Here is a 21,373-nt window from a genome sequence, read left to right as displayed (position 1 = left end):
AAATCCTCCTTTATTGAATTGGGCGGTGTACAGTTACAAGCTTCGTTCCATCTGGGAATGTACATTCAACTTGTACATCTGAAATCATGTCACCGACGCCCTCCATAACATCATCTACTTTGAGCACTTGCTTCGCTTCACTCATTAATTGTGCAACTGTTTTTCCATCTCTGGCACCTTCCATAATAAAACTACTAATGAGTGCTACAGCTTCTGGATAATTCAGCTTTAGTCCACGAGCTTTTCTTTTTTGCGCAAGTTCTCCTGCCACATGAAGGAATAATTTTTCTTGTTCAACAGATGATAGCTTCATTCCAATCTCTCCTTTCCCTACATTCGAAATTACCTTTAAAAACTTAACTATTTTAGAAAGAAATGGGTTACGAAAGTTAAATGAGATCATTGAGGTAACAGCTAATCTATTATAAGAAAATAGTTTTAAAAAAACAAATATTTTCATTTATCTGTCACTTACTAATTTAGCGAACAAGAGACAAAGAATGAGTTAATTCGCAATAAAACACTATCACCACCTATAGTTGCCCTAAAAAAATCATTATTGTAATTGTTTAATAAAGTACTAATTGTCTACTTAAAGGGGATAATACTAGTTTGATCAAAACCAAATAGAAATTAAATCTTCTACTATGGGACTTTTAGGTAATCCCTCCTGTGGGTTACGTATATGTCTGACAGATACTCGGAGTACCAAACGGCAAAAAGAGAAATAGCAAAAATAAATATAAGAAATTTTTTTATAGAAAACACCTCATATTTAGTATTCTCTATAACGTATTGCTTAACAATATTCCTGATTTTTATTTTTGTTTTACTCAAATGTTTTGTATTATAGATAGAGGAGTATTTTTATAATAAGTTTTTGCACCTTGTTTTTAAATACAGATAGTAAGCTTAACAATAAAAAATAAGTTAGAAGTGATATTTATGACAAAAAACAAGATTAAAGAAGTTGCTTATAAACAATTGGCTGAAAAAGGCTACGATCAGGCAACTCTTTCTAGTATTGCTAAAGAGGTTGGCATTAAAACACCATCGATATATGCCTTTTTTAAAAACAAAGAGGACCTGTTTATGGCTGTATATAAAGATCTGCTCGAAGAGTATTACCTTCACATAAAACAATCAATTGCCAATTTAAAAAATGGATCGGCTAAAGAAAAGCTCTACCAAATAGTGAAAGAACTTTGTAATTACTATTTAAGTCAACCTGAAAAAACAGCAGCATATACAAAATTAGCTTTTTACCTTCCTCCAACTTTAAATGATAAAGTGAAAAACATTTTTAATGAGATGGAAGAAATGCTTTTTGAGGTGCTTGAAACAATCTTTTCTGAAGGAATAGAGCAAGGCATAATAAAGGATCAACCGGTTGATGACTTAATAGCCTCGTTTAATTGTTTGATGGATGGACTCTTTTTGGAATTACTTTTTTATACGGAAGAAAAATTTAGAAGGCGCGCCGAGCAAGTTTGGAACATTTATTGGAATGGGATTTACAAAGAACATTGAAAAATGTTCTTCTAATCCCACCCTCCAAAAGATAATCGATAGCAAAATTACATAATGGTAGAATTTTTACTCAAACTTTGAAATAGATTTTTCAAGGCTATCTTGATTGTAGCTTTCTTGCACCATCGTACGCTACAACACTTTCTGTTACCTTTGCAACCTTATTTGTTGTTTCCATTACACCTGTTGTAATCTCCTCTGAAAATGCGGATATTTCTTCTTAGGTCACAGAAACTTGTTTGGTATGAGATACTACACCTTAAATGGATTGGAGAATACGATTTCCCAGCTTCTTCAACAGATGAAGTTAGTTTCTGCATAAGGTTATCGGTTTACTTTAAAATTCACTTCCGGGTATTTGGTCTTCAGCCTTTTAAGGGTTGAACCGTCGTCCTTCTGTTTTAGATACTGGTCAAAAAATGCCAGGCTGAATTCGTTGATAATGCGATGAACTTCCTTTGGATTTTCACCTGGGCTCCGCAACAGAGGGGAGAACAAATGAAAATCAGTGAAGCTTGTATGATCCGTATTGGAAATGACCATTGACATACCGCCGCCAGCTAACCCACGTTCACTGCGAACCTTGTCTTTATAGGCATCTTCATCAGAATCTTCATTTATGTCTGCACTCATGAGCAGAAATGGTTTTCCAATCCCACTTTCAGGTAATGCTTCCCCATACAATGTACCATCCATATCAATAGCTGCTTTGACACGAGAGTCTTCTGCAAGTATTTGTGCTGCGGTAGCCCCGCCGTAAGAGTGCCCAAACATTCCAATACGCGAGGTATCAAGCTTTCCTGTAAAGAAGCCAGTCTCATCGTTTTGATTAAGCTTCTCTAACTGGTCAAGTACAAAAGTGACATCTTCTTTCCATAATTTGATGTGGCGATCACGTTCGTCAAAATCAGTTAAATTGTCGGACTGTACGTAAGCAGTTCGACCATCTGGGAAGACGGTAGCTGCAGCATCAAATGTATGATCGATACCTAGAACAATATATCCTTGACTAGCCAACTCCTCAACTTCAAACGTGTTTTGATTACGAAAACCACTTAAACCATGGGAGAAAACTAGTATCGGATAATGATTCTCTGAGTCTGATAGTTGTACATCCTTAAACGAATGCGATTTTACCAAGCCCAGGTGGCTGAATGCAAATGCAGGAATGGACAATGCTTTTTCCAGTCCGTTAGCAAGCTCTGTCATGTTCCCAATATAAGGTTCTCGATTTCCATTGCTTTTTTCAGCTGCAGGATACCAAATTTGCACCATCAGTTCACGTCGGTCAGTTGGATTTTTTGAATATGGTTCACTTCTCTGATCATCGACCCAATGATATAGTTTCGTACCGACCGTATGTGGGCCAGTTGGTTCTTCAAATGAAAATACTGGCATTAGTAAGGGTAATGTAACTGCTACAGAAATATAGATAAACAACAACAAAGACTTAACAATGAATATACCCCTGTTTCTGAACCCTTTTTTCCGCTCAGCTAATAAATAGCATATAATCAAGATAACCGGGGTTAAATAAACCGGAATCATCTGCCATCTAAAACCTTCTGCCAATAGCTGGATTATAACCATTCCAATAGCAACCAAAGATGCGAATTTAGACCACTTTTTTGTTTCCTTGCTCACTAACAAAATCCAACTTAATATACTAAAATTCACAACTATTAAAACAACTTCCCAGAAATTCATTGGCCTATCTCCTTTGAATGCATTTTACTTTTAAATATAGTGATTAAACATTTAAACGCTTTTTAATTCGGTTCTAACAGATTTCTTCTTATTCGGAATTTTACTCCAATATGTAAAATATCTTAATATCCATTCAACTGGTCCCATTTTAAAATACCTTAACCAAACAATACTAAAAGTAATTAAAATAACGTGGATTACGAAGCACACCATTAATGAATTAATAGGTGTAAAACCAATTATGATATTAAACACAATTAGTAAAACACTTTGTGCAAGATAATTTGTTAAAGACATTTGTCCATAGAACTTTAATGGTGTTAATATCACTTTTGCCTTGTCCCATTGTAAAATAATAAGAAAACTGCTAGTCATTATAAAAGCCACCAAATAATCTTCTAGCATTTCAGTTCCTGCAGGAGTAATGGCAATTAACTTCTTTACATAAAAAAAAGATACATAAGTACAAATATTAACGATTAAAAAAATCAAAATATACTTTAATTTTCCATAGACATTTTCAAAAAATTTAAATTGCCCCATCGTAAAACCTAGCATCATTAATACAAACCATTTACTTATGTTGGATAGCAATTCCATCCATACAATTCTCTCACCATAATACGGTTGACAAAAAGCAGTAACTATAGATAAGGCTATTAGTGTAATCGTTACGATTAAGTTGGTCCATTTACTTCTTTTGGAAAATATTACAATGAACAAGCCTAGTACAGCATAAAACATTAATACATCATTAATTCCTGGTGGTGCATAAAATGTATGGATAAGCCCTAGTACAAATAAAAATGAGATTCTGCGTAAAAACAAAAGGTATCTATTGTTTACTTTTTGTTTGGATCGATTCAAAAAAAGATAACACCCGAATCCAAATAAAAAGAATAAAATAGGATAAAATTTCCTGTTAAATATATCATATAATACTCCGTGTAACTCGCTAGAAGAAAAACCACTCAAAACCTGGTAACTATTTACAAGAAGTACCCCCAGCAAAGCAAAACCTCGTAAATAATCCATAGTATCTATTCTTGTATAAGAGTTTAATCTATTCATTCCAAGACTCCTAATATAAATATATTTTATAGCATTATTAGTAGATAACCTAGAAGCCAAGGAATATCCAATTGACAGGTAATTTTCAGTCTGAGCTAAAGCAGATGAAACCTAAATACCTTTGGAGTATTGCTACTAGTGAAGCTCAGGTATCGTTTCATCTGCCCCACTCCCTTCTTCCTATCAAAAACTTAAAATGCCCAGCTACCTTTACGGAAAATTGGCTCTACAGTTCCATCTGGTAAAATACCGTCAATGTCCATCTCACTGCTACCAATCATAAAGTCCTCATGTGTTACTGAAATATTTGCACCTAACGCTTCAAGCTGATCGTTTTCTAAATCTCTTCCACCCTCTAAGCAAGTTGGATAAGCTTTACCAATCGCTAAATGGTTCGATGCATTTTCATCAAACAATGTATTAAAATATAAAATCCCCGATGCTGAAATTGGCGATCCATGTGGTACAAGTGCTACCTCACCTAGATAGCAAGAGCCTTCATCCACATTCATAAGCTCCTGTAATAAATCATGTCCTATCTGTGCTTCAGCTTGAACAATTTTTCCCTCTTCGAGTGTCAGTTTAAAGCCATCGATAATATTCCCCTGATAAACTAATGGTTTAGTATTGCTGACATAGCCATTCACACCTTGTTTCATCGGTAACGTATAAACTTCTTCTGTCGGCATATTAGCCATAAAGATCGTATCATCTGGTGTTTTACCACCTCCAGTAATCCATTTATGCTGTGGCGCTAATGCAATTGTTAAATCCGTACCTGGCGCTGTATAGTGAAGCTTCGCATATTTTTTATTGTTCAGTAGGGCCGCACGAGATTCTAAATTTGTTACATGTTCACGCCAGTTTTCAACAACATTACCTTCACCGATATGAACAGTTTTAAAAATAGCCTCCCATAATGCTGGTACTTGATCCTCAGCCGCTAAGTTCGGGAACACCTTCGATGCCCACTTTGGTGAAGGAACTGCTATCATCGACCAGGCTATTAAATCCTTCATTACTGCGTTGCGATTGTTGCTCAGAGCAGCTCCTGATACCTTTTGATAGGTAGCTAGACGATCGGCTGAAATACCTGCAAATTTATCAGGGTCTGCAGCATCTATCATTAATAGTGCTCCTTTACGTTCGATCAGCTCATCATTCATTTTGACTGTCCATTCTGGGAAACGATTAAATTCTTCATCTGTGGCATGTTCAAAGTAAGCACGATCCATTTCATCATCCGATAAATTAACATGAACACGTCCTGCCCCAGCCTTATAAGCTTCTTTCACAACTAAACGGGCGAAATCCAATGCATCCACTGATGTATTGACTAATAAATATTGCCCTGGTTGAATATTGACACCGACTTTTACCGCAAGTTCTGCATACGCTTGTAATTTTTCTTCAAAAGTCATATTATTTACCTCACTTTTTTCTAATTGTTTATTATTACCTTAAAGATAAACATTTTCTATATTTAAATGAATAACTGTTCCCTTACAATTTGAAATATAATCTTACTAAATTGTAACTATAGAAGTTCCTTTAATATTTTTCCTAATCATGAAAAACTAAATCTCGAATTAAACCATGAAATTAATTGCTTATTTGCATCAAGAGTATGATAATGATGATTTTTGGTTTACCTAACTAAATTAGTTAGGTAATTGTTATTATAAATCTCACTCTTGTATCCTTTATAGTAAAGAGTCTCTAATACACTGCTGATACTTGAATATTAAAACTCACTTAATCTTTAATCAAAGGGGTAATACGGTACAACTTTTTTATAAATGGTTGCAAGGTTCGACATTTTTGACCATTCTGTACAACGATAACTTTGGTTTATTGATTTCACCTGTAATCTGGTATCCTATCCTCTGATACAATTTAATGGCAAGATGGTTCTCTTTCTTTACCGTCAAAGAGCATTTGGCAAAGCCTTGTAGACTGGCCTGTTCCTCGGCAAACTCAAGTAGCCTAGTACCTAACCCCAGTCCCCGGCTTTCGGGCAATAAGGCGATTGTTCCGATGTGAAACTCGTCATCTTCTCCCTCCTTCATGGTGATCATGGAATAAAACATTTTGAGATTCAGAATGTTATAAACAACAAGATCCAGCTTTCGGAATGAAAGCAACTGTTTAAAAGTGGGCCAGGCAAGACGATTTAAAACAGATATGGGATAGCAAGTAATCATCCCTAAAGTTTTCCCGTCCATTTGAGCTTCGTAAGCGTATTGATGACTAAAACGGTTGTTCTCCTGCTGCCATAGTGTACGAAATGTCCCTTCGATCGTGTTCTCCTCCTCAGATCCTGCAAGTGAAAACGCCATGTATTCCAATGCCATTACATTTAGCTTAGCGCTGACCATCGATCGATGATCAGCCTTTACAATAGATATTTGATTCATTTCCAAGCACTCCTTTTCTCTTTCTATATTATTGATGTTAATTATCATCCTTAGCTTTGAAACCGTAATAAAACGTATTTAAAACAAGCTCTGCAGCCGATTTTTTAGCCACGTTACCTTCTTGTACCTGTTCCCAAGTATGGAAAAGCAGGGCATAAAGCGTATTCAAAATCCATTCGCTGCTAACCGTTTGCTGAAAGTAACCTCTTTGTTGTAACAGCTCAATAACGCGTCGTAAGGGTTCCCTCAGCTTCTCTTCGGCTTCACCTAATTCTTTGTTGTTAAATACAGATGCATCATGACCTAGAAAATAGATTTTGTCACCTAAAGGGATTAACGCTTCAATGAGTTCCGGAATATAGTTTTCGCTTCTTTCCTCATCCAGTGGAATCTGGTTTACGGTATCACTTACCAGTTGTATAGCCCGATGGCCCAAGAACAGCATCAATTTCTCTCTGCTTTCGACGTAGCGATGAAGTGTAGCAATGCCAATTCCCGCATATTCCGCAATTTCATTCATCGAAGCAGTAGGATTTTCAACAAGCAATATAGTAGCCGCATCAAGAATTGCATTAAATCTCGCTTCCTTCAACGCTGACAAGCCTTTTCCCATTGTAAATCTCTCCCTCATTTGTATAAAGTAATTATTTTTGATAGATAAATGTATCATTTGATATTAATATAAACCATTTTATGCAAATTATCAAGCAGTTGAATGTATATTTTTCTAAAATTTTATAAAATAATGGCAAACACAATTTTACAGTAAATAAAAAATCCATTTTAACAAAGAGATTAATCAAAATGGATTCTTTTCTTTTTGAATGAACATTCCTTAAAAAGTTTGCAATATCACCTTGTCCGATATTCCAGAAAAAGGGTATTTATGAGAAAAAAGACGGTTGCAATGTAGACGGTAGAGTTAAGGTGTTTTGTTCAACTAACAGGTGGTTAGTTGAACAAGGTTCATTTAATTGATAGATGATAAAAATAACCTATTTAATAAAATTTAAAATTTAATAAAGGTAATAGTAAACTTTGTATAAACATTTTTCTCACTTTCAACTTTAATTAAGGCTTGATGCGCTTCAATAATCGCTTTTGTTAGAGCCAAGCCAATCCCAGTCGAGTCATGTTTTTTAGAAGTGCTTGCTTTGTAGAACCGATTAAAGATATGTGGTAAGTCTTCAGCAGTAATCCCTTCTCCAAAATCTTGAATTATGAGCTCTGTATAAATCGGTGTATCCTTAACTTGAATAGTGATTGTATCACCAGGCTTGGAATGCTCAATCGCATTCTTTAGCAAGTTCATCAAAGCTTCTTGCATCCATAATTTATCGTGGGTAACCACTACTTCCTCCGTCCCGTCCCAGTCAATTGACAAATTCCTTTCATTGATTATATTTTCCAAACGGTTCAAAACTTCATGAATGGTCTCCACCAAGTTTAAAGATTCTTTATCAAATGAAACTGCTTTGGCATCTATTTTCGCTACTTTTAATAAGTTTTGAATCAAGACATTCATTCTGGAGATTTGAACTTCATTATTTTGCAATAATTGAATTTGTTGCTGACGGGGCAAGTCTTCATTCAATAACAATTCATTATAGATTGATATAGTTGAAAGTGGCGTTTTTAATTGATGGGATATGTCTTGCAATATTTGTCCTAAGAATTCCTTCTCACCCAGTAAATCCTTTATATTTTTTCTAATTATGTCTTTCATAGAGCGAAATGAAACCGCTAATTTGGCGATATCCCCTTCTTTATTTTCATTTATTGAAACTGAGTAATCACCATCAATTATTTTCTTAGCAGTTGAAGTAAGTTGCTTGATTTTATTGAAAATAATCTTGTATTGCATATAGTTTGCCAAAAACAGTATAAATCCGAAACAAATCAATCCCCAAAATATTGTTTGATTAAAGCTAAAAATATGGTTATTTAAAAGTGGAAACAGTTTTGTCTCCAAATCTTCATATAATCCATACTGTCTAAAGATTTCTCGCCCTTTTTCCTGATACTCACTCGAATCAGAAGAATTACCTGTTAAGACTTTCATAATTTCTGCTTCATTCTCAGGATTTTGTTCAATTAATCTAGCGGTAATTTCCCCCCAGGCTGTAATAGAATCCGTTTTTAAATGATTGTAAAATATTTGGTGTGCAATTAACTGATAAACCATAAATAGAGAAAATAAAACCACCAGTATTATCATATAGCCTTTCAATTCGGTATTTTTCATCATCTATTCTCGGTTCACATCCTTATTCCAATGATATCCCAATCCTCTCTTAGTGATGATATACTGTGGATTTTTGGGGTCGTCTTCAATTTTTTCTCTTAAACGCATAATGTATACAGATAACGTATTTTCCCCAAAATAAACATCATCTTCTTCTGTTATTTTCAGTAGGATTTCATCTCTTTCTAATATTTTGTGAGCGTTTTTCATAAAAGTTAACAAAAGCTTATATTCTAAGCTTGTTAATGGAACCATTCCTTGATTTTTATATACCTTTACTTGGTTCATATCCACTTTTATATTTTCAGATATTAAAATCATTGAAATTTCTTCTATCCTAACTTGTTTGCGTAATTGTACTCTTACTCTAGACATAAGTTCTCTGACTCGAAAAGGTTTTGTTATATAATCATCTCCGCCAATATCTAGACCCATTACCACATTTGCTTCTTCATCAAGAGCCGTTAAGAAAATAATTGCTGTTGCATTATTTTGGTTTTTGAAGTGTAAACATAAGTCATAACCACTTCCATCTGGAAGGTTAATATCTAAAATAGCCAAGTCAAAAGTATTATCATTAAATTGGCTTTTTGCTTCTTTTACACTAGTAGCTCTAATCACCTCATACCCTTCATTTCTTAATGAAAATTCAATGGCTAGACCGAGTGCTTCATCGTCTTCTACAAGTAATATTTTATTCAAATATATCTTCTCCTTCCTCTCACTCCATATTAACATTTACCACCAAATCAGAATAACCTGACTATAAGTAGCCAGGCCATAGGTATTACTCTTCTCTTATCGTATCTATAATATTATCCTGTTGGATTCTTCTCAGCGGTAGCAGAACAGATAAATAACTGATTAACAATGCTGCAACAAACGTAATGATGCAAGCATTATAGGGAATAGACCATTCAACTTTAAAGAGACCCGATGCAGCAGTGTACAAAATATATGAAAGTATACAACCATAAAAAATGCCTTGCAAGCTTCCAGAAAAACCGTAAAACAGTGCTTCATAAATAATCATTTTTTTCAAATCCCTTTGGGACATGCCTATGGATTTTAATGCAGCCAGTTCTTTCCGTCTAATCATGATACTTATAGTAATTGTATTAAGTATATTTACACTGCCAATTAAAGAAATGACCACAATAAAAGCATATACAAGAACTTTGATCGTGAGAGCTTCTTCATGTTTGGCTTTATTCTCTTCAAAGTTATTGACCACTGCAATATCGTGTTTTTTTCCAATAGTCTTCTGGATGTCTTCAACAGTCGCGAGAGATTGATCTGTATCCTTCAATTTAATTTTAAAACCTATGTCTTGTTCGGAAGCCTCGGATACATTTTTAATCAACTTTAATTGTTCTAAAATTTCCAGATTCTCAGAAGAAACATTATTTTCTTCTTGTAGATAGATTGTAAGATCCGATTCGGACGGATCGTTTACAAGTTTGGATGAAAATGCGATATCCATTAGAGATGAAAAAGTAATAAACAATACACTACTTATAACGATCGATAAAATAGTTACGATATAACGATTTTTATTTCTTTTTACATTTTTAATGGCCAGGTTTAATGGGAATGAAAAAGGTTTTCTTAGCACCTTATTATTTTGTTTTTTGATTCTCTCTTTTTTTATTGACAATCTACTACTAATCGCCAACAATGGTGATATTCTTCCTGCGAAAAAAGCAGGGAAATAACTGGATACTAATACAGCTATCAGAGTAAGAATCGAACTGGCCAATAATATCTTCCAATCTATATTGAAAAAGAAAATATCTGAACCTTTGTCTAGTAAAATCACGAAAAAGGCTTGGAGAATAGCAAGCGCCAATAAACTGCATACAATTCCAATTGGTATGGCTATGAAAGCAAGCACGGCAGCTTCTTTCATTACAATTTGTCGAATTTGTTTTCGTGTAGCACCGATGCTTCTCAACAAACCGAACTGCTTCATTCGCTCTACGACACTGATTTGAAAAGCGTTGTAAATAACAACAATTGTAGAAATTACAACAATACTGACAACTATAACTAGCATAATCAGAAGCGATTGATTCGTTTCCGGTTTCAAAGCTTGAATCAATTGAGTATTAATAACAATGTTATTATCTTCAGTAATAGATTTAAGTTCGTCTATAACTTCGTTAAAGTCTGCCTTCTCGTTAATTTCAATTAATATCCTTCCCTCTCCAATAGCAAACTCACTTTTATATGTTAATAATCTCCCCTCTTTATTTTTTTGTGTAAACCCACTATTATTCAGTAAACCAACCAGCTGATATGTTTTTCCGCCCAGTTCAAATGAGTCACCGATTTGAAGATCTTCTTTAATATAAGGAATTAACCAGGAATCGATAGCTGCTTCATGAGCATTGGCTGGTAATTTTCCATCTAAAAGGCTGTAAGTTAGAAAGCTTAAGGCGTGATGATCCGCGAAATTCATACGCACAGATACCTCTCCAACCGGAACTGCGTCACCCTGAGACATCAGACCAAACGATTCAATTTGGGGATTAAATCTGACTTTATTTAAAATCGCCTCATCGTAGTTTGAAATGCCAACGTGAAAAGAAATTCCGTTTAACTTTTTGGTGCCTTCTATTTGAGAGAGTTGTGTTCCTTTCATAAACAGACCAATAGTTGAAATTAACGATACAGAGAGCACGATTCCAACCAAGGTCAGAATTGTTCGTTTCATATTCCCTTTTAAATACTTAGTACCAAGTTGCTTATAACTATTGATCAAAATCATTCCCTCCGGTCATTGACTCTTTCGCAGTCAGTCGTTGGTCAGAAATGATTTCACCGTCTTGTATTGTTATAATTCGATCCGAAGCTGATGCTATCGTTAGATCGTGAGTAATTATTACAATAGTTTGATTGTATTTTTTTGCAGTTATTCTTAATAGATCCATAACTTCTTTCGTATTTCGAGTATCCAGATTACCTGTAGGCTCATCAGCAAGTATCAAATGTGGACGATTAATTAGCGCCCTGCCAATTGAAACCCGTTGCTGTTGCCCTCCAGAAAGTTCAGAAGGCAAGTGATTCTTACGTTCTTGAAGCCCCAGGATAGTAATAATTTCATTTAAATACTCCATATCTATAGATTCACTGTCCAATAACGTAGGTAAAGCAATATTTTCTTGGACATTTAATACTGGTATCAAATTAAAGAATTGAAAAATGAACCCAACTTTTCTTCTTCTGAATACCGAAAGATCATTATCTGAATATTTATAAATATCATTATCCCCAATGAATACCTTCCCTGAACTAGGGCGATCCAACCCACCTAAAATATGTAGCAGTGTACTTTTTCCAGAACCAGAAGCACCGACGATTGAGACAAACTCGCCTTGCTGAATAGAAAGATCAATTCCTTTTAACGCATCTACCCTGTTATTGCCTTCCCCATAACTTTTCACTATATTCTCCATACGTACGACTTCCATATAACCCATCCTCTCACTATTAAAACTCAATCCTGTATGTCTACAAAATTCACTTTGCGTTTGCTATCTGGATAAACGTTCTCAATTGTTTTGAAAACTTGTTCTACTTCTTCTTTATCTTCTTTATAATCAAATTTATTATCCTTTAAGTGAATCACTGTCATAATGGAATCTGGGTCAGCTAACTCATCATAAGTTTTGTCATTTAGAATAACAAAATCCATACCCATATATCCGACCCATATTTGATTCTTAATATAACTTACAGGTATCATTTTTCCATTCAAATCTATCTGGCTATCTACCAAATCATAATCACTTATAGAATAGAACAAATTTAGTGAACCAGGTAATTCTTTAATTTCATTAACAGGTTCTGAAATGATAGATGCACTGCCTGGTTCTTTTCTTGCTCTAATAATTCCTTTCTTAACTAATTGTTCAGCAGTAGTTTTGTTAATAACCAAATACTCACTTTCTGATTCACCTTTTTTTGTTACTACGAACTTCGCTTTGTAATCAACAGTTCGTTCGGCTTTATGTTTATATTCCTGCTTAACTTTATTCACATCTTTTTCTGTGCCGATAACTAATATTCCATTGGCCGGTTGTGGTGGACCTCCAACATAACGTTTTACTCCGTATCCTACACCTAAAAAAATGGCGATAACTAAGGCTAATCCTATAATTTTTTTCATTATATATTTCTCCTTTTTTCTTAGTGTCTAAATTATAGACTAGATATACTTTATATTTGAATAACTGTTGTCTTACTATTTATTCTCTATTCTTACTCATTCGTAAGAATAAACATTTTCAAAATAGCAGTTCGCTTTTTGTAGGAAGAATTCCGATTGAAAGTGCTTTTGTAGATGCGAACAATCTTAATTTTCAACAGCGACTGCAAAAAAAAAAACTCCATTTCGAAAAAATTTAAATCAAAATGGAGTTTCTTTATTAGATTTTTATAAATGTCTTCACTGCCATACTTTTAACGAAAAAAGAATATCCTCCGAAGGGAACTTATCAGCGGAGTCCAATAGGAGTGCATCCTACAATAGGGAGCCAATGGGATTCCATTGTTCTTACCAAGTTGTCGTAATCCACCTAATTAAAATTTGTTAATGGTAAAAAGCTGTGGCAATTTCAAGAGCTTTAAGTGGCTCTTTGATTGAATCAAGCGTATAGACCAGTTTTTCGTTCTGCCAAACAATCGAATTCCCTGATTCATAAACATCTAAGCGCGCAAAACCGTTTTGTTTTGGAATTGGGAGCATATGTGTTTCTAGAAATTGGACTGCCTGTTTTGCAAGCTTCATACCTGCTTCTGGATTGTCTGTTCGTGTATGTGTCGCAATTGCCCATCTACCCTCATTCCAACCAGTCCATAAAGAACCAGCTCCTGCATCCTGATAACCTTTAATTTTATAGCCAAGATCAACCTCTTGACCACCATTTTGACTAAAGTTCACAAAAGAAATTTGCTCATTTGCTTCTTTAACATTCTGATATTGTTTTACCACTAGTCTTGCAATAACAGTAGCTGACTGTGAATTTTTAAGCTTCCCATCATTGATTGGCAAATACTTTTTACTTTCAAAAAATAGTATTTCAACTTGGTTAGCTTCAGCCTTCGTTATTGCAGATAAAAATGTACCTTCTGTTATCGGTAGCCCTTTTGGTAAAGTTATAGATAAATTAGTTTTAAGCTGGTTCTTAATATTTTTTAGTACATCAGCCTGTGTAAGAGATGCTTCTGTGTTTCCCTTATTTGTTTTGGACGACTCCTGATTTTCATGTGATTGATGCTCTTCTTGTGGCTTGTTCGCCACGTTAGATTCCTGTTCCTCTGGTGGCTTGTTCGCCACATTAGGTTTTTCTTCTTTATCAGAGCATGCACTTATTATACTGAAACTTAAAAGCATGGAGATAAAAAGTATTTTTTTCATGGCATTGCCCCCTAATTTCTTTCTTCCTGTCCTTAATCAACTGAAACTTTTTGTAATATAACCTTATTAATTAGTTTCGTCAAATCATTAAACTTTTGACCGAGCATACCATTGTTACTACCGCTAATGGAATTAGAGTTCTTGTAAAAGCTCACTTGTTTCTTCTCAGGTTACTCTATTCTTTCACTTCTTTTAGGGTTACTTTAATACGAGGATAATAGATACTCGTAACACCTTCAAACGCGGAATCTGTGCCAATAAATAACCACAATTCGCCTTTTTTATCAGTTTCAACAATAAACGGGCGTTGTTTATTATTAAAAGGTTTTAACTCATATTTCTTATCTATTGCCATTTTTGCCAAGTCACCAATCATAAATGCATCTTTACCTTCTTCTTTTTGATTTCCTTTATCAATATTCATCAAATAAAATCCCGTTTTATCTATAAATGGGATAGGTTCCGTATTGGTTGCACCAATTTTCACAAATACACTTTCACCAGGCGATCCACCTACGCCCATTTTATCTCCAGCATTAGTGGCAATATCGAAATCAAACGTCACACTATATTTTGTATTTGGTTTTAATCGATCATTTGTATCCAATTTCTTCTTAACAAACATAAATAAATCGTCACTTCCATTATATCCACTTAAGTAAAGACCTTTTTGTTTATTGTTTATCTCTTTAGGTAGTAACTTAAGTGAAAATCGGAGCTTATAACGAAGTTTATCTTTATATGGATAATCAGAAAACCCACCGATCCATCCATTTTTATCCTTGCTAAAAGTTGATTCAACAATGATATCATCGTAATTCGTTACTACCTGGTCTAAATCAATAAGTGTGACAAACGCATTTTTGTTTAACAATAAAATTTGCTCTTTGGTTAAATCTCCAGCAAAACCACTAATAACGCTATCATAAGTATATCTTCTTGAAAATTCACCAATTTCCTTTTCAAGTTTCGCATAGTCTTCTTTGTTGAGCATTTTATTAAAACTAACAATTACTGAGAATACATCCGATGTCGAAGCTCCCTCAATCTTTCGAGTAAGTTCTTCTGATATTTTATAAGGAAGAATATTTACAGCGTGTACATTACTGTGTGCTGCTAATGCTGGTTTAGTCAAATTTAACCCTGAAACTGATCCGCCAAATACGAACGTTGTTGCTACTACTAATGAAATTTTTTTAATATTCATTTATTTACCTCCTTAAATTAGATTCAGTTAATAGACGAGAATAAGATTGGATTTTTTTAATAAAAATCCAATCCAACTGTATTAAATGGAACCATAAAGTTATAGAACTCATTCACCTAACTAAATTAGTTAGGTGAATGCTATTATAAACATTTATTCTTGAAAATTCCCCAATTTTCTTTTCGACTCATAGTCACATAATCTTCTTTATGAGCGTTTTATCAAAATAACCATTACTGAGAATTTGTTTAATGTCGAATACTTTCTCGAGTTAGTTCTTCTTCTATTTAATAAGGGAGAATACTTAATCTTGAACCTTACTGTGTCTAATAGCGGCTCAGTCAAATTTAATCCTGAAACTGATCCGCAATATAATACATTGTTACAACTACTAAGGATTTATTTCAATTCATTATTTACCTCCTAAAATGATAATTCAATTATTAGACGAGAATCAATTACAATAAGTTTCAATGTTTTTCAAAAAAAACCAATTCAAGGATGTAAAACGCTAACATAAAGTTATAGAGTTCTTTATTGAAAGCCCACTCATTTCTTCCCAATTTTTAATGAGGCTGCGCCTAAAGGGGTTCTTTCATCAACCGGAGCCCACCTTCGAAGACATGGGTCAACATGTTTTTTGTAAGAAAGCAGATAATGGGCGTTTGCGTAAGCCTAAAATAGCTTTGTACATATTCTGTGCTTAAGACATGTATTGAAAATTAACTAGAGAAAGGATGTAAGTATTAGCTCAAATATTGACTATACTTCACCGTCAACACAGTTCACCTCTGATGTCAATGACAACACACTTTTTAAAAGAGATGATCGGAATTTTATAAACATTCTAGGTGTAGAACAATTAAATACGTTAGAAAATATATCTTTGCTTGATATTTTTCTAAGTAAGAATAAGATGATAGAGCCTCACTATCATCAAAATGCAGCAGAACTTGTTTATTGTATTTCCGGTGCCGCCATTGTTTCTATATTTAATCCCTTTACAAAAGAGATTAAAAACTATCCGATCGAGCCTGGCCAAGTCGCCAATGTACCGCAAGGATGGTGGCATTATGAAATAGCAACTGAGAATGACACGCATTTACTGGCCATTTTTGATGCTCCAACTCCTGATGTTATTTTAGGCTCAGATATATTGAAATTTACACCTTCCAATGTAATGGCTCACGCGTATTGTTTAGATGAAACTCAGTGGAAGAAAACAATTGCGCCTGTTGTACCATCAACATATATCGGTCCACCTAAAGACTGTAACCGTGTAAAATCAACCGCTGAAAATCAAAAAGATCAAAAGGAGCAAAAAGATCCTCATCATAAACATAAAAATAAATATATGCCTTTGAACCCATATCCGCCATATCGCTATCCAAATATGAATCCATATATGAATCCTTATGGCTCAAATCCTTATGGTTCATATTATTAATTAATAGTAAAAAAAAACGAAAAATCATAAATCGTTCATACGAGTGTTTGACTCGACATCATAAGCTCTACACCTTTCATTGCATAAAAATAAATAAAAAGGAAAATCTATATTTTAAGTCATAGCTTCGTTATTACTAAAAGAGGTGTAGAAAATGGAATTATTTCCAGTGATCCATACAAATTTTTGGGATGCTGTAATAGCCGTTCCAGCAGTGTTACTTATTACACAGCTAATTAAGGTATTTATGCGTGTTCAGCCTAAATATGTTCCTGCGATTGCCCTTGTTATTGGCTTGATTATTTCTATCTTCATTAGCCATAGACATAATCTTATTGCTGGAATATTTATGGGCTTTTTTTATGGTTACGCAGCTATCGGAAACTTTGCAGCATTAAAAACAACTATAAATAGCTATAAAAGCAAGAAATTAAAGGAATAAAACCTTAGCTCATAACGGGAAGCAACTGATCCACAGACAAACGTTTTTACAAAATGACTTCCAACTTTTTAGTTTTATCGGAACACTTTCAGAAATTATCGCCCAACTTTTGAATTTTATCGATCAACTTTCACATTTTATCACCCAACTTTCACATTTTATCACCCAACTTTTAATTTTTATCGACACCCCACCTTCTAAAGAGCAAAAAAAGGATTCATACACAAAACTGTCTGTGAATCCTTTTAATTTGTCATCTTTAGCAATAAGCCCTTTTATTGTAAAAGATGATTAGAATTTCATTTAATAACACATCCTAATCTCAAATAAATGAACGAGAACATGAGTTAGGATGTGTAATAATGGAATTGGCAAATGGAAATCTAACATCATTACGCTATAAGGAGATTTTTAAGATTTGGACGCAGATTGGCGTTAATAATGGCTATATAGCTTCAAATCATGCATTTTTCAAGCACGCTGTTGATAAAAAACTGAAGGCTATTATTGTGGATTTTGTGCAATGTTTAAAAGAGGAAAATAAACAACTAACATCGTTATTAAAGGAAAATGGGGTACTTGCCCCTACTACATCGATCGACTATGGAAAATTGAAAATGAAAAATATACGAGGGAAACGAGCTATTAATGATCCAGAAATCAGCACCATTTTATCGATGAATATAGCTTCTTCAGTTATTTCAGTCAGTCAGGCTTTAGAAATGTCTGTGAAGAAGAAGCATACAGCAAAATACGGAGAGCTTCATATGAGGTATGCGATACTTGGCGCAAAGCTAATACGGCTCAGTAACGACAAAGGCTGGCTACTAGCTCCTACAACAATTTAATGTTTCTTAAACGAGGGAGATTCCAGTTAAAAGCGTCTAGGAACGTAAATCAACCCCTCATTTTGCCCAAGACTATACCTTATTAAAGTAAGATATCTTCATTTCATTACACAATAGATTTTTAAGCGCCTCATTCAAAAAAATTTCTGGTTTTCAACACTAAAAAGCTCTCGTTTCAAAAAAAACGAGAGCTTCAATATTTATTCCTCATTATCGACTTCTCACGAACAACAGCTTGTACCATTGATTCACGATAAACGGTAACACAGACAAGCTATAAATAAAGCCTAATTGTGCGGTACTTAATGTGGCAACTTCAAACACACCTGTAAGCATTGGAATAAACAATACTGCGTGTAAACTTAAAAAACCAATTAAGAATGCAAGCCAAGTATATTTATTCGAAAATAGTCCAATGGCGAAGATAGATTCTTTAGCTCTGGAGTTAAAGCCATGCACTAATCGTGACAAGCATAATGTTGTAAATGCCATCGTACTTGCCGTTAAAGTATCTCCCGTTGACAAACCGATTTCAAAGGCAACCGTTGTCGAAATGGCAATTAATATTCCTTCGAGCACCACTTGAGTAGTAAATGCTTTATTTAATAATGGTGCATGAATATTTCGAGGTTTGTCCTTCATTGTTTTTTTATTATTCGGCTCTAAACCAATTGCAATCGCCGGTAAACTATCCGTTAGTAAGTTAATAAATAATAGATGCACAGGTGCAAAAGGAACTGGCAAACCTAATATTGTGGCATATAAAACAACAAAAATGGCACCCGCATTCCCAGATAATAAGAACAAAATAGCGTTTTTGATATTCGTATAAATACTTCTACCGTTTGCAATAGCCTTTACAATCGTTGAAAAATTATCATCCGTTAGTATCATAGAGGAGGCATCCTTCGCGACCTCTGTACCGGTAACTCCCATTGCCACACCAATGTCGGATTGTTTTAGTGCAGGACCATCATTAACACCATCTCCTGTCATTGCGACGACATGCCCTTTTTCTTGCCATGCTTTCACGATACGAATTTTTTGAGCAGGTGTTACTCGGGCATAAACAGAAAAATCGTTAACCTTTTCTTGAAGCTGCTGATCTGATAAGCCTTCTATTTCATGCCCTTCAATCGCTTCAGAGGGATCATTTAAAATCCCGATTTGATTGGCAATAGCCGTTGCCGTAATTTTATGATCACCTGTAATCATCACCGGCTTGATACCAGCTTTTATACATTTTTCAACCGCACCTTCTGATTCTTTTCTTGGAGGATCCATCATCGCGATTAAACCAACAAAGATTAAATCTTTTTCGGCTCTTACATCGATTGCTCGATGTCCCTTTACCTCTTTGTAGGCAACCGCTAGTACCCTTAACCCCTTCATAGAAAAATCACGATTTACTGCTTCGATTTTTTGGCGTTGTTGTTTTGTAATATTAAATATGCCTTTTGAAGTTTCAATCTTTACAATTTTAGGAAGAAGGACATCTAATGCTCCTTTTGTAATCATAATAGATTGCTGATTGATCGTATTCACAGTACTCATGAGCTTTCTATCTGAATCAAAAGGGATTTCGGCCACTCTTGGATAATAATCTCTTACTAATAATTCGTCAAAATCATATTGTTTCCCTAATTTTACGAGTGCAACCTCAGTAGGATCACCGATTTCCTTACCGTCCCTTTCCACTGCATCACTACATAATATTGCCTTTAACATAAGATCTTTCTCAACTGCATTTTCAGTGTATAGCTGATCATGTGGAATCACTTTTTCATCCACATAAACCTCTTGAACAACCATTTTATTTTCAGTTAAAGTTCCCGTTTTATCTGAACAAATGACAGATACACTTCCAAGACTTTCAACAGCATAAAGCTTTCGAATAATGGCATTTTCCTTGGCCATTTTCTGTGTCCCAAAAGCCAGCACAATAGTAACAATCGAGCTTAACGCTTCTGGAATTGCTGCCACGGCAAGTGAAACAGCAAACATAAACGATTCTACAAGCGCACGTCCTCTAACAAGGTCAATCACGAAAATAGCTAGACAGATTAACGTAATCCCTAAAGCTAATTTTTCTCCGAAATGATCTAAACTTACTTGTAACGGTGTTTTCTTCTCTTTGGCAGTATCTAGTAAATTTGCAATTTTGCCGATTTCAGTCTGCATACCGATAGCTGTAACCATGACAATACCACGACCAGTTGTCACATAGCTTCCAGAGTATACCATGTTCTTTTTATCAGCAACTGTTACATTGCTTTCCTTAATGGCATCAACACTTTTCCCTACAGCGATTGATTCACCTGTCAGCGAACTTTCATTGATATGCAAATTATGACTTTCTAATAATCTCCCATCTGCATTGATATAATCGCCAGCCTCCAAATAAAGAAGATCTCCAACGACTAGATCTTCTGAAGCAATCTCTATTAGCTGATTATTTCGCATTACTTTGGCAATTGGGGAGGTTAAGGCTTTTAAATTATCCAAAGACTGTTCTGCCTTGACATGCTGAACAGTACCTAGGATAGCGTTTAATATAACGACAACCATAATGACAACGGTGCTTCCTACTTCTCCTAATAGAAATGAAACGAAAGCAGCAATGATTAAAATAATGACTAATAAATCTTTAAACTGTCCAAAGAAAACGGCGAATGCACTTGTTTTTTTCCCTTCCGCTAATACATTATAGCCGTATACTTCCTGCCTCTTTTGAACGTCATAATCACTCAATCCTTGATCTGTCACGTTCAAAGTTTTCATCACTTCAGCTGATGATTGTTGATGATATTCTGACATTCGATTCCCCCTCCATGTGAAATTATTAGACAATCATGCCAATTAAGTAACTCACAGCATCCTCCCTTTCCTGAGAAAATGCTGTTATTAGTTAACAAGTTAGATTCCCATTAGTAGACCCCTTTGAATTATCTATCTTAGGCAGAGAGCACATAATATATCCTAAAAATAGTATTGAATCATCAGACTCCCGATCTATTGAGCCCCTAAAATACTTTAA

At 34.6% G+C, this 21,373-nt stretch carries 18 protein-coding genes; 4 read left to right on the top strand and 14 right to left on the bottom strand.

What is annotated here, in order from left to right:
* Positions 1-10: 10 nt before the first annotated feature.
* Complete coding sequence (ureA, locus tag ACVYAD_RS14215) at positions 11-313, bottom strand: urease subunit gamma (RefSeq protein ID WP_349658242.1); 303 nt, start codon at positions 311-313, stop codon at positions 11-13.
* A 632-nt stretch (positions 314-945) separates the two neighbouring features.
* Here ureA and ACVYAD_RS14210 point away from each other — a divergent pair.
* Positions 946-1,530: a TetR/AcrR family transcriptional regulator gene (locus ACVYAD_RS14210; RefSeq protein ID WP_476426885.1), complete on the top strand. Its 585-nt coding sequence runs from the start codon at positions 946-948 to the stop codon at positions 1,528-1,530.
* A 324-nt stretch (positions 1,531-1,854) separates the two neighbouring features.
* Here the strand turns inward: ACVYAD_RS14210 and ACVYAD_RS14205 are convergent, their stop codons facing one another.
* From ACVYAD_RS14205 to ACVYAD_RS14150, 12 genes are all read right to left on the bottom strand, one after another.
* On the bottom strand, positions 1,855-3,237 hold the full coding sequence (locus ACVYAD_RS14205; RefSeq protein WP_476426884.1) for an alpha/beta hydrolase family protein: 1,383 nt from the start codon (positions 3,235-3,237) through the stop codon (positions 1,855-1,857).
* Between the two features lie 51 nt (positions 3,238-3,288).
* Positions 3,289-4,308 (bottom strand): DUF418 domain-containing protein, encoded by a 1,020-nt coding sequence (locus ACVYAD_RS14200; protein WP_476426883.1) that lies wholly within the window; start codon positions 4,306-4,308, stop codon positions 3,289-3,291.
* A gap of 191 nt (positions 4,309-4,499) precedes the next feature.
* Positions 4,500-5,729 carry an aminopeptidase gene (locus ACVYAD_RS14195; RefSeq protein WP_476426882.1) on the bottom strand — a complete coding sequence of 410 codons (1,230 nt, stop codon included), beginning with the start codon at positions 5,727-5,729 and terminating at the stop codon, positions 4,500-4,502.
* Between the two features lie 372 nt (positions 5,730-6,101).
* Positions 6,102-6,725, bottom strand: coding sequence for a GNAT family N-acetyltransferase (locus ACVYAD_RS14190; protein WP_476426881.1), 624 nt, complete (start codon positions 6,723-6,725; stop codon positions 6,102-6,104).
* Positions 6,726-6,762: 37 nt separating this feature from the next.
* A complete protein-coding gene (locus tag ACVYAD_RS14185) occupies positions 6,763-7,338 on the bottom strand; it encodes a TetR/AcrR family transcriptional regulator (RefSeq protein ID WP_476426880.1) in 576 nt (191 codons plus the stop codon).
* A gap of 396 nt (positions 7,339-7,734) precedes the next feature.
* Positions 7,735-8,970, bottom strand: coding sequence for a HAMP domain-containing sensor histidine kinase (locus ACVYAD_RS14180; protein ID WP_476426879.1), 1,236 nt, complete (start codon positions 8,968-8,970; stop codon positions 7,735-7,737).
* Between the two features lie 3 nt (positions 8,971-8,973).
* Positions 8,974-9,672, bottom strand: coding sequence for a response regulator transcription factor (locus ACVYAD_RS14175; protein WP_476426878.1), 699 nt, complete (start codon positions 9,670-9,672; stop codon positions 8,974-8,976).
* An 85-nt stretch (positions 9,673-9,757) separates the two neighbouring features.
* A complete protein-coding gene (locus ACVYAD_RS14170) occupies positions 9,758-11,734 on the bottom strand; it encodes an ABC transporter permease (protein ID WP_476426877.1) in 1,977 nt (658 codons plus the stop codon).
* Positions 11,724-12,443 carry an ABC transporter ATP-binding protein gene (locus ACVYAD_RS14165; RefSeq protein WP_476426876.1) on the bottom strand — a complete coding sequence of 240 codons (720 nt, stop codon included), beginning with the start codon at positions 12,441-12,443 and terminating at the stop codon, positions 11,724-11,726. Before ACVYAD_RS14165 ends, ACVYAD_RS14170 begins: the two co-directional genes overlap by 11 nt.
* Before the next feature lie 26 nt (positions 12,444-12,469).
* Positions 12,470-13,141, bottom strand: coding sequence for a lipoprotein BA_5634 family protein (locus tag ACVYAD_RS14160; protein ID WP_476426875.1), 672 nt, complete (start codon positions 13,139-13,141; stop codon positions 12,470-12,472).
* A 423-nt stretch (positions 13,142-13,564) separates the two neighbouring features.
* Positions 13,565-14,392, bottom strand: a complete 828-nt coding sequence (locus tag ACVYAD_RS14155; protein ID WP_476426874.1) for a hypothetical protein — start codon at positions 14,390-14,392, stop codon at positions 13,565-13,567.
* Between the two features lie 175 nt (positions 14,393-14,567).
* Complete coding sequence (locus ACVYAD_RS14150; protein WP_476426873.1) at positions 14,568-15,599, bottom strand: protease inhibitor I9 family protein; 1,032 nt, start codon at positions 15,597-15,599, stop codon at positions 14,568-14,570.
* Positions 15,600-16,344: 745 nt separating this feature from the next.
* Between ACVYAD_RS14150 and ACVYAD_RS14145 the strand changes: the two genes are divergently transcribed.
* From ACVYAD_RS14145 to ACVYAD_RS14135, 3 genes are all read left to right on the top strand, one after another.
* A complete protein-coding gene (locus ACVYAD_RS14145; protein ID WP_476426984.1) occupies positions 16,345-17,046 on the top strand; it encodes a cupin domain-containing protein in 702 nt (233 codons plus the stop codon).
* 154 nt (positions 17,047-17,200) lie between these two features.
* Complete coding sequence (locus tag ACVYAD_RS14140; protein WP_476426872.1) at positions 17,201-17,488, top strand: hypothetical protein; 288 nt, start codon at positions 17,201-17,203, stop codon at positions 17,486-17,488.
* A 362-nt stretch (positions 17,489-17,850) separates the two neighbouring features.
* Complete coding sequence (locus ACVYAD_RS14135) at positions 17,851-18,336, top strand: DUF3231 family protein (RefSeq protein ID WP_476426871.1); 486 nt, start codon at positions 17,851-17,853, stop codon at positions 18,334-18,336.
* Positions 18,337-18,546: 210 nt separating this feature from the next.
* Here the strand turns inward: ACVYAD_RS14135 and ACVYAD_RS14130 are convergent, their stop codons facing one another.
* Positions 18,547-21,153, bottom strand: a complete 2,607-nt coding sequence (locus tag ACVYAD_RS14130) for a cation-translocating P-type ATPase (protein WP_349658258.1) — start codon at positions 21,151-21,153, stop codon at positions 18,547-18,549.
* Positions 21,154-21,373 lie beyond the last annotated feature (220 nt).

It is taken from the genome of Lysinibacillus sp. G1-3, from assembly GCF_056322905.1.
The sequence above is the reverse complement of the archived record's forward strand: the minus strand, read 5'-3'. Positions and strand labels throughout refer to the sequence as shown.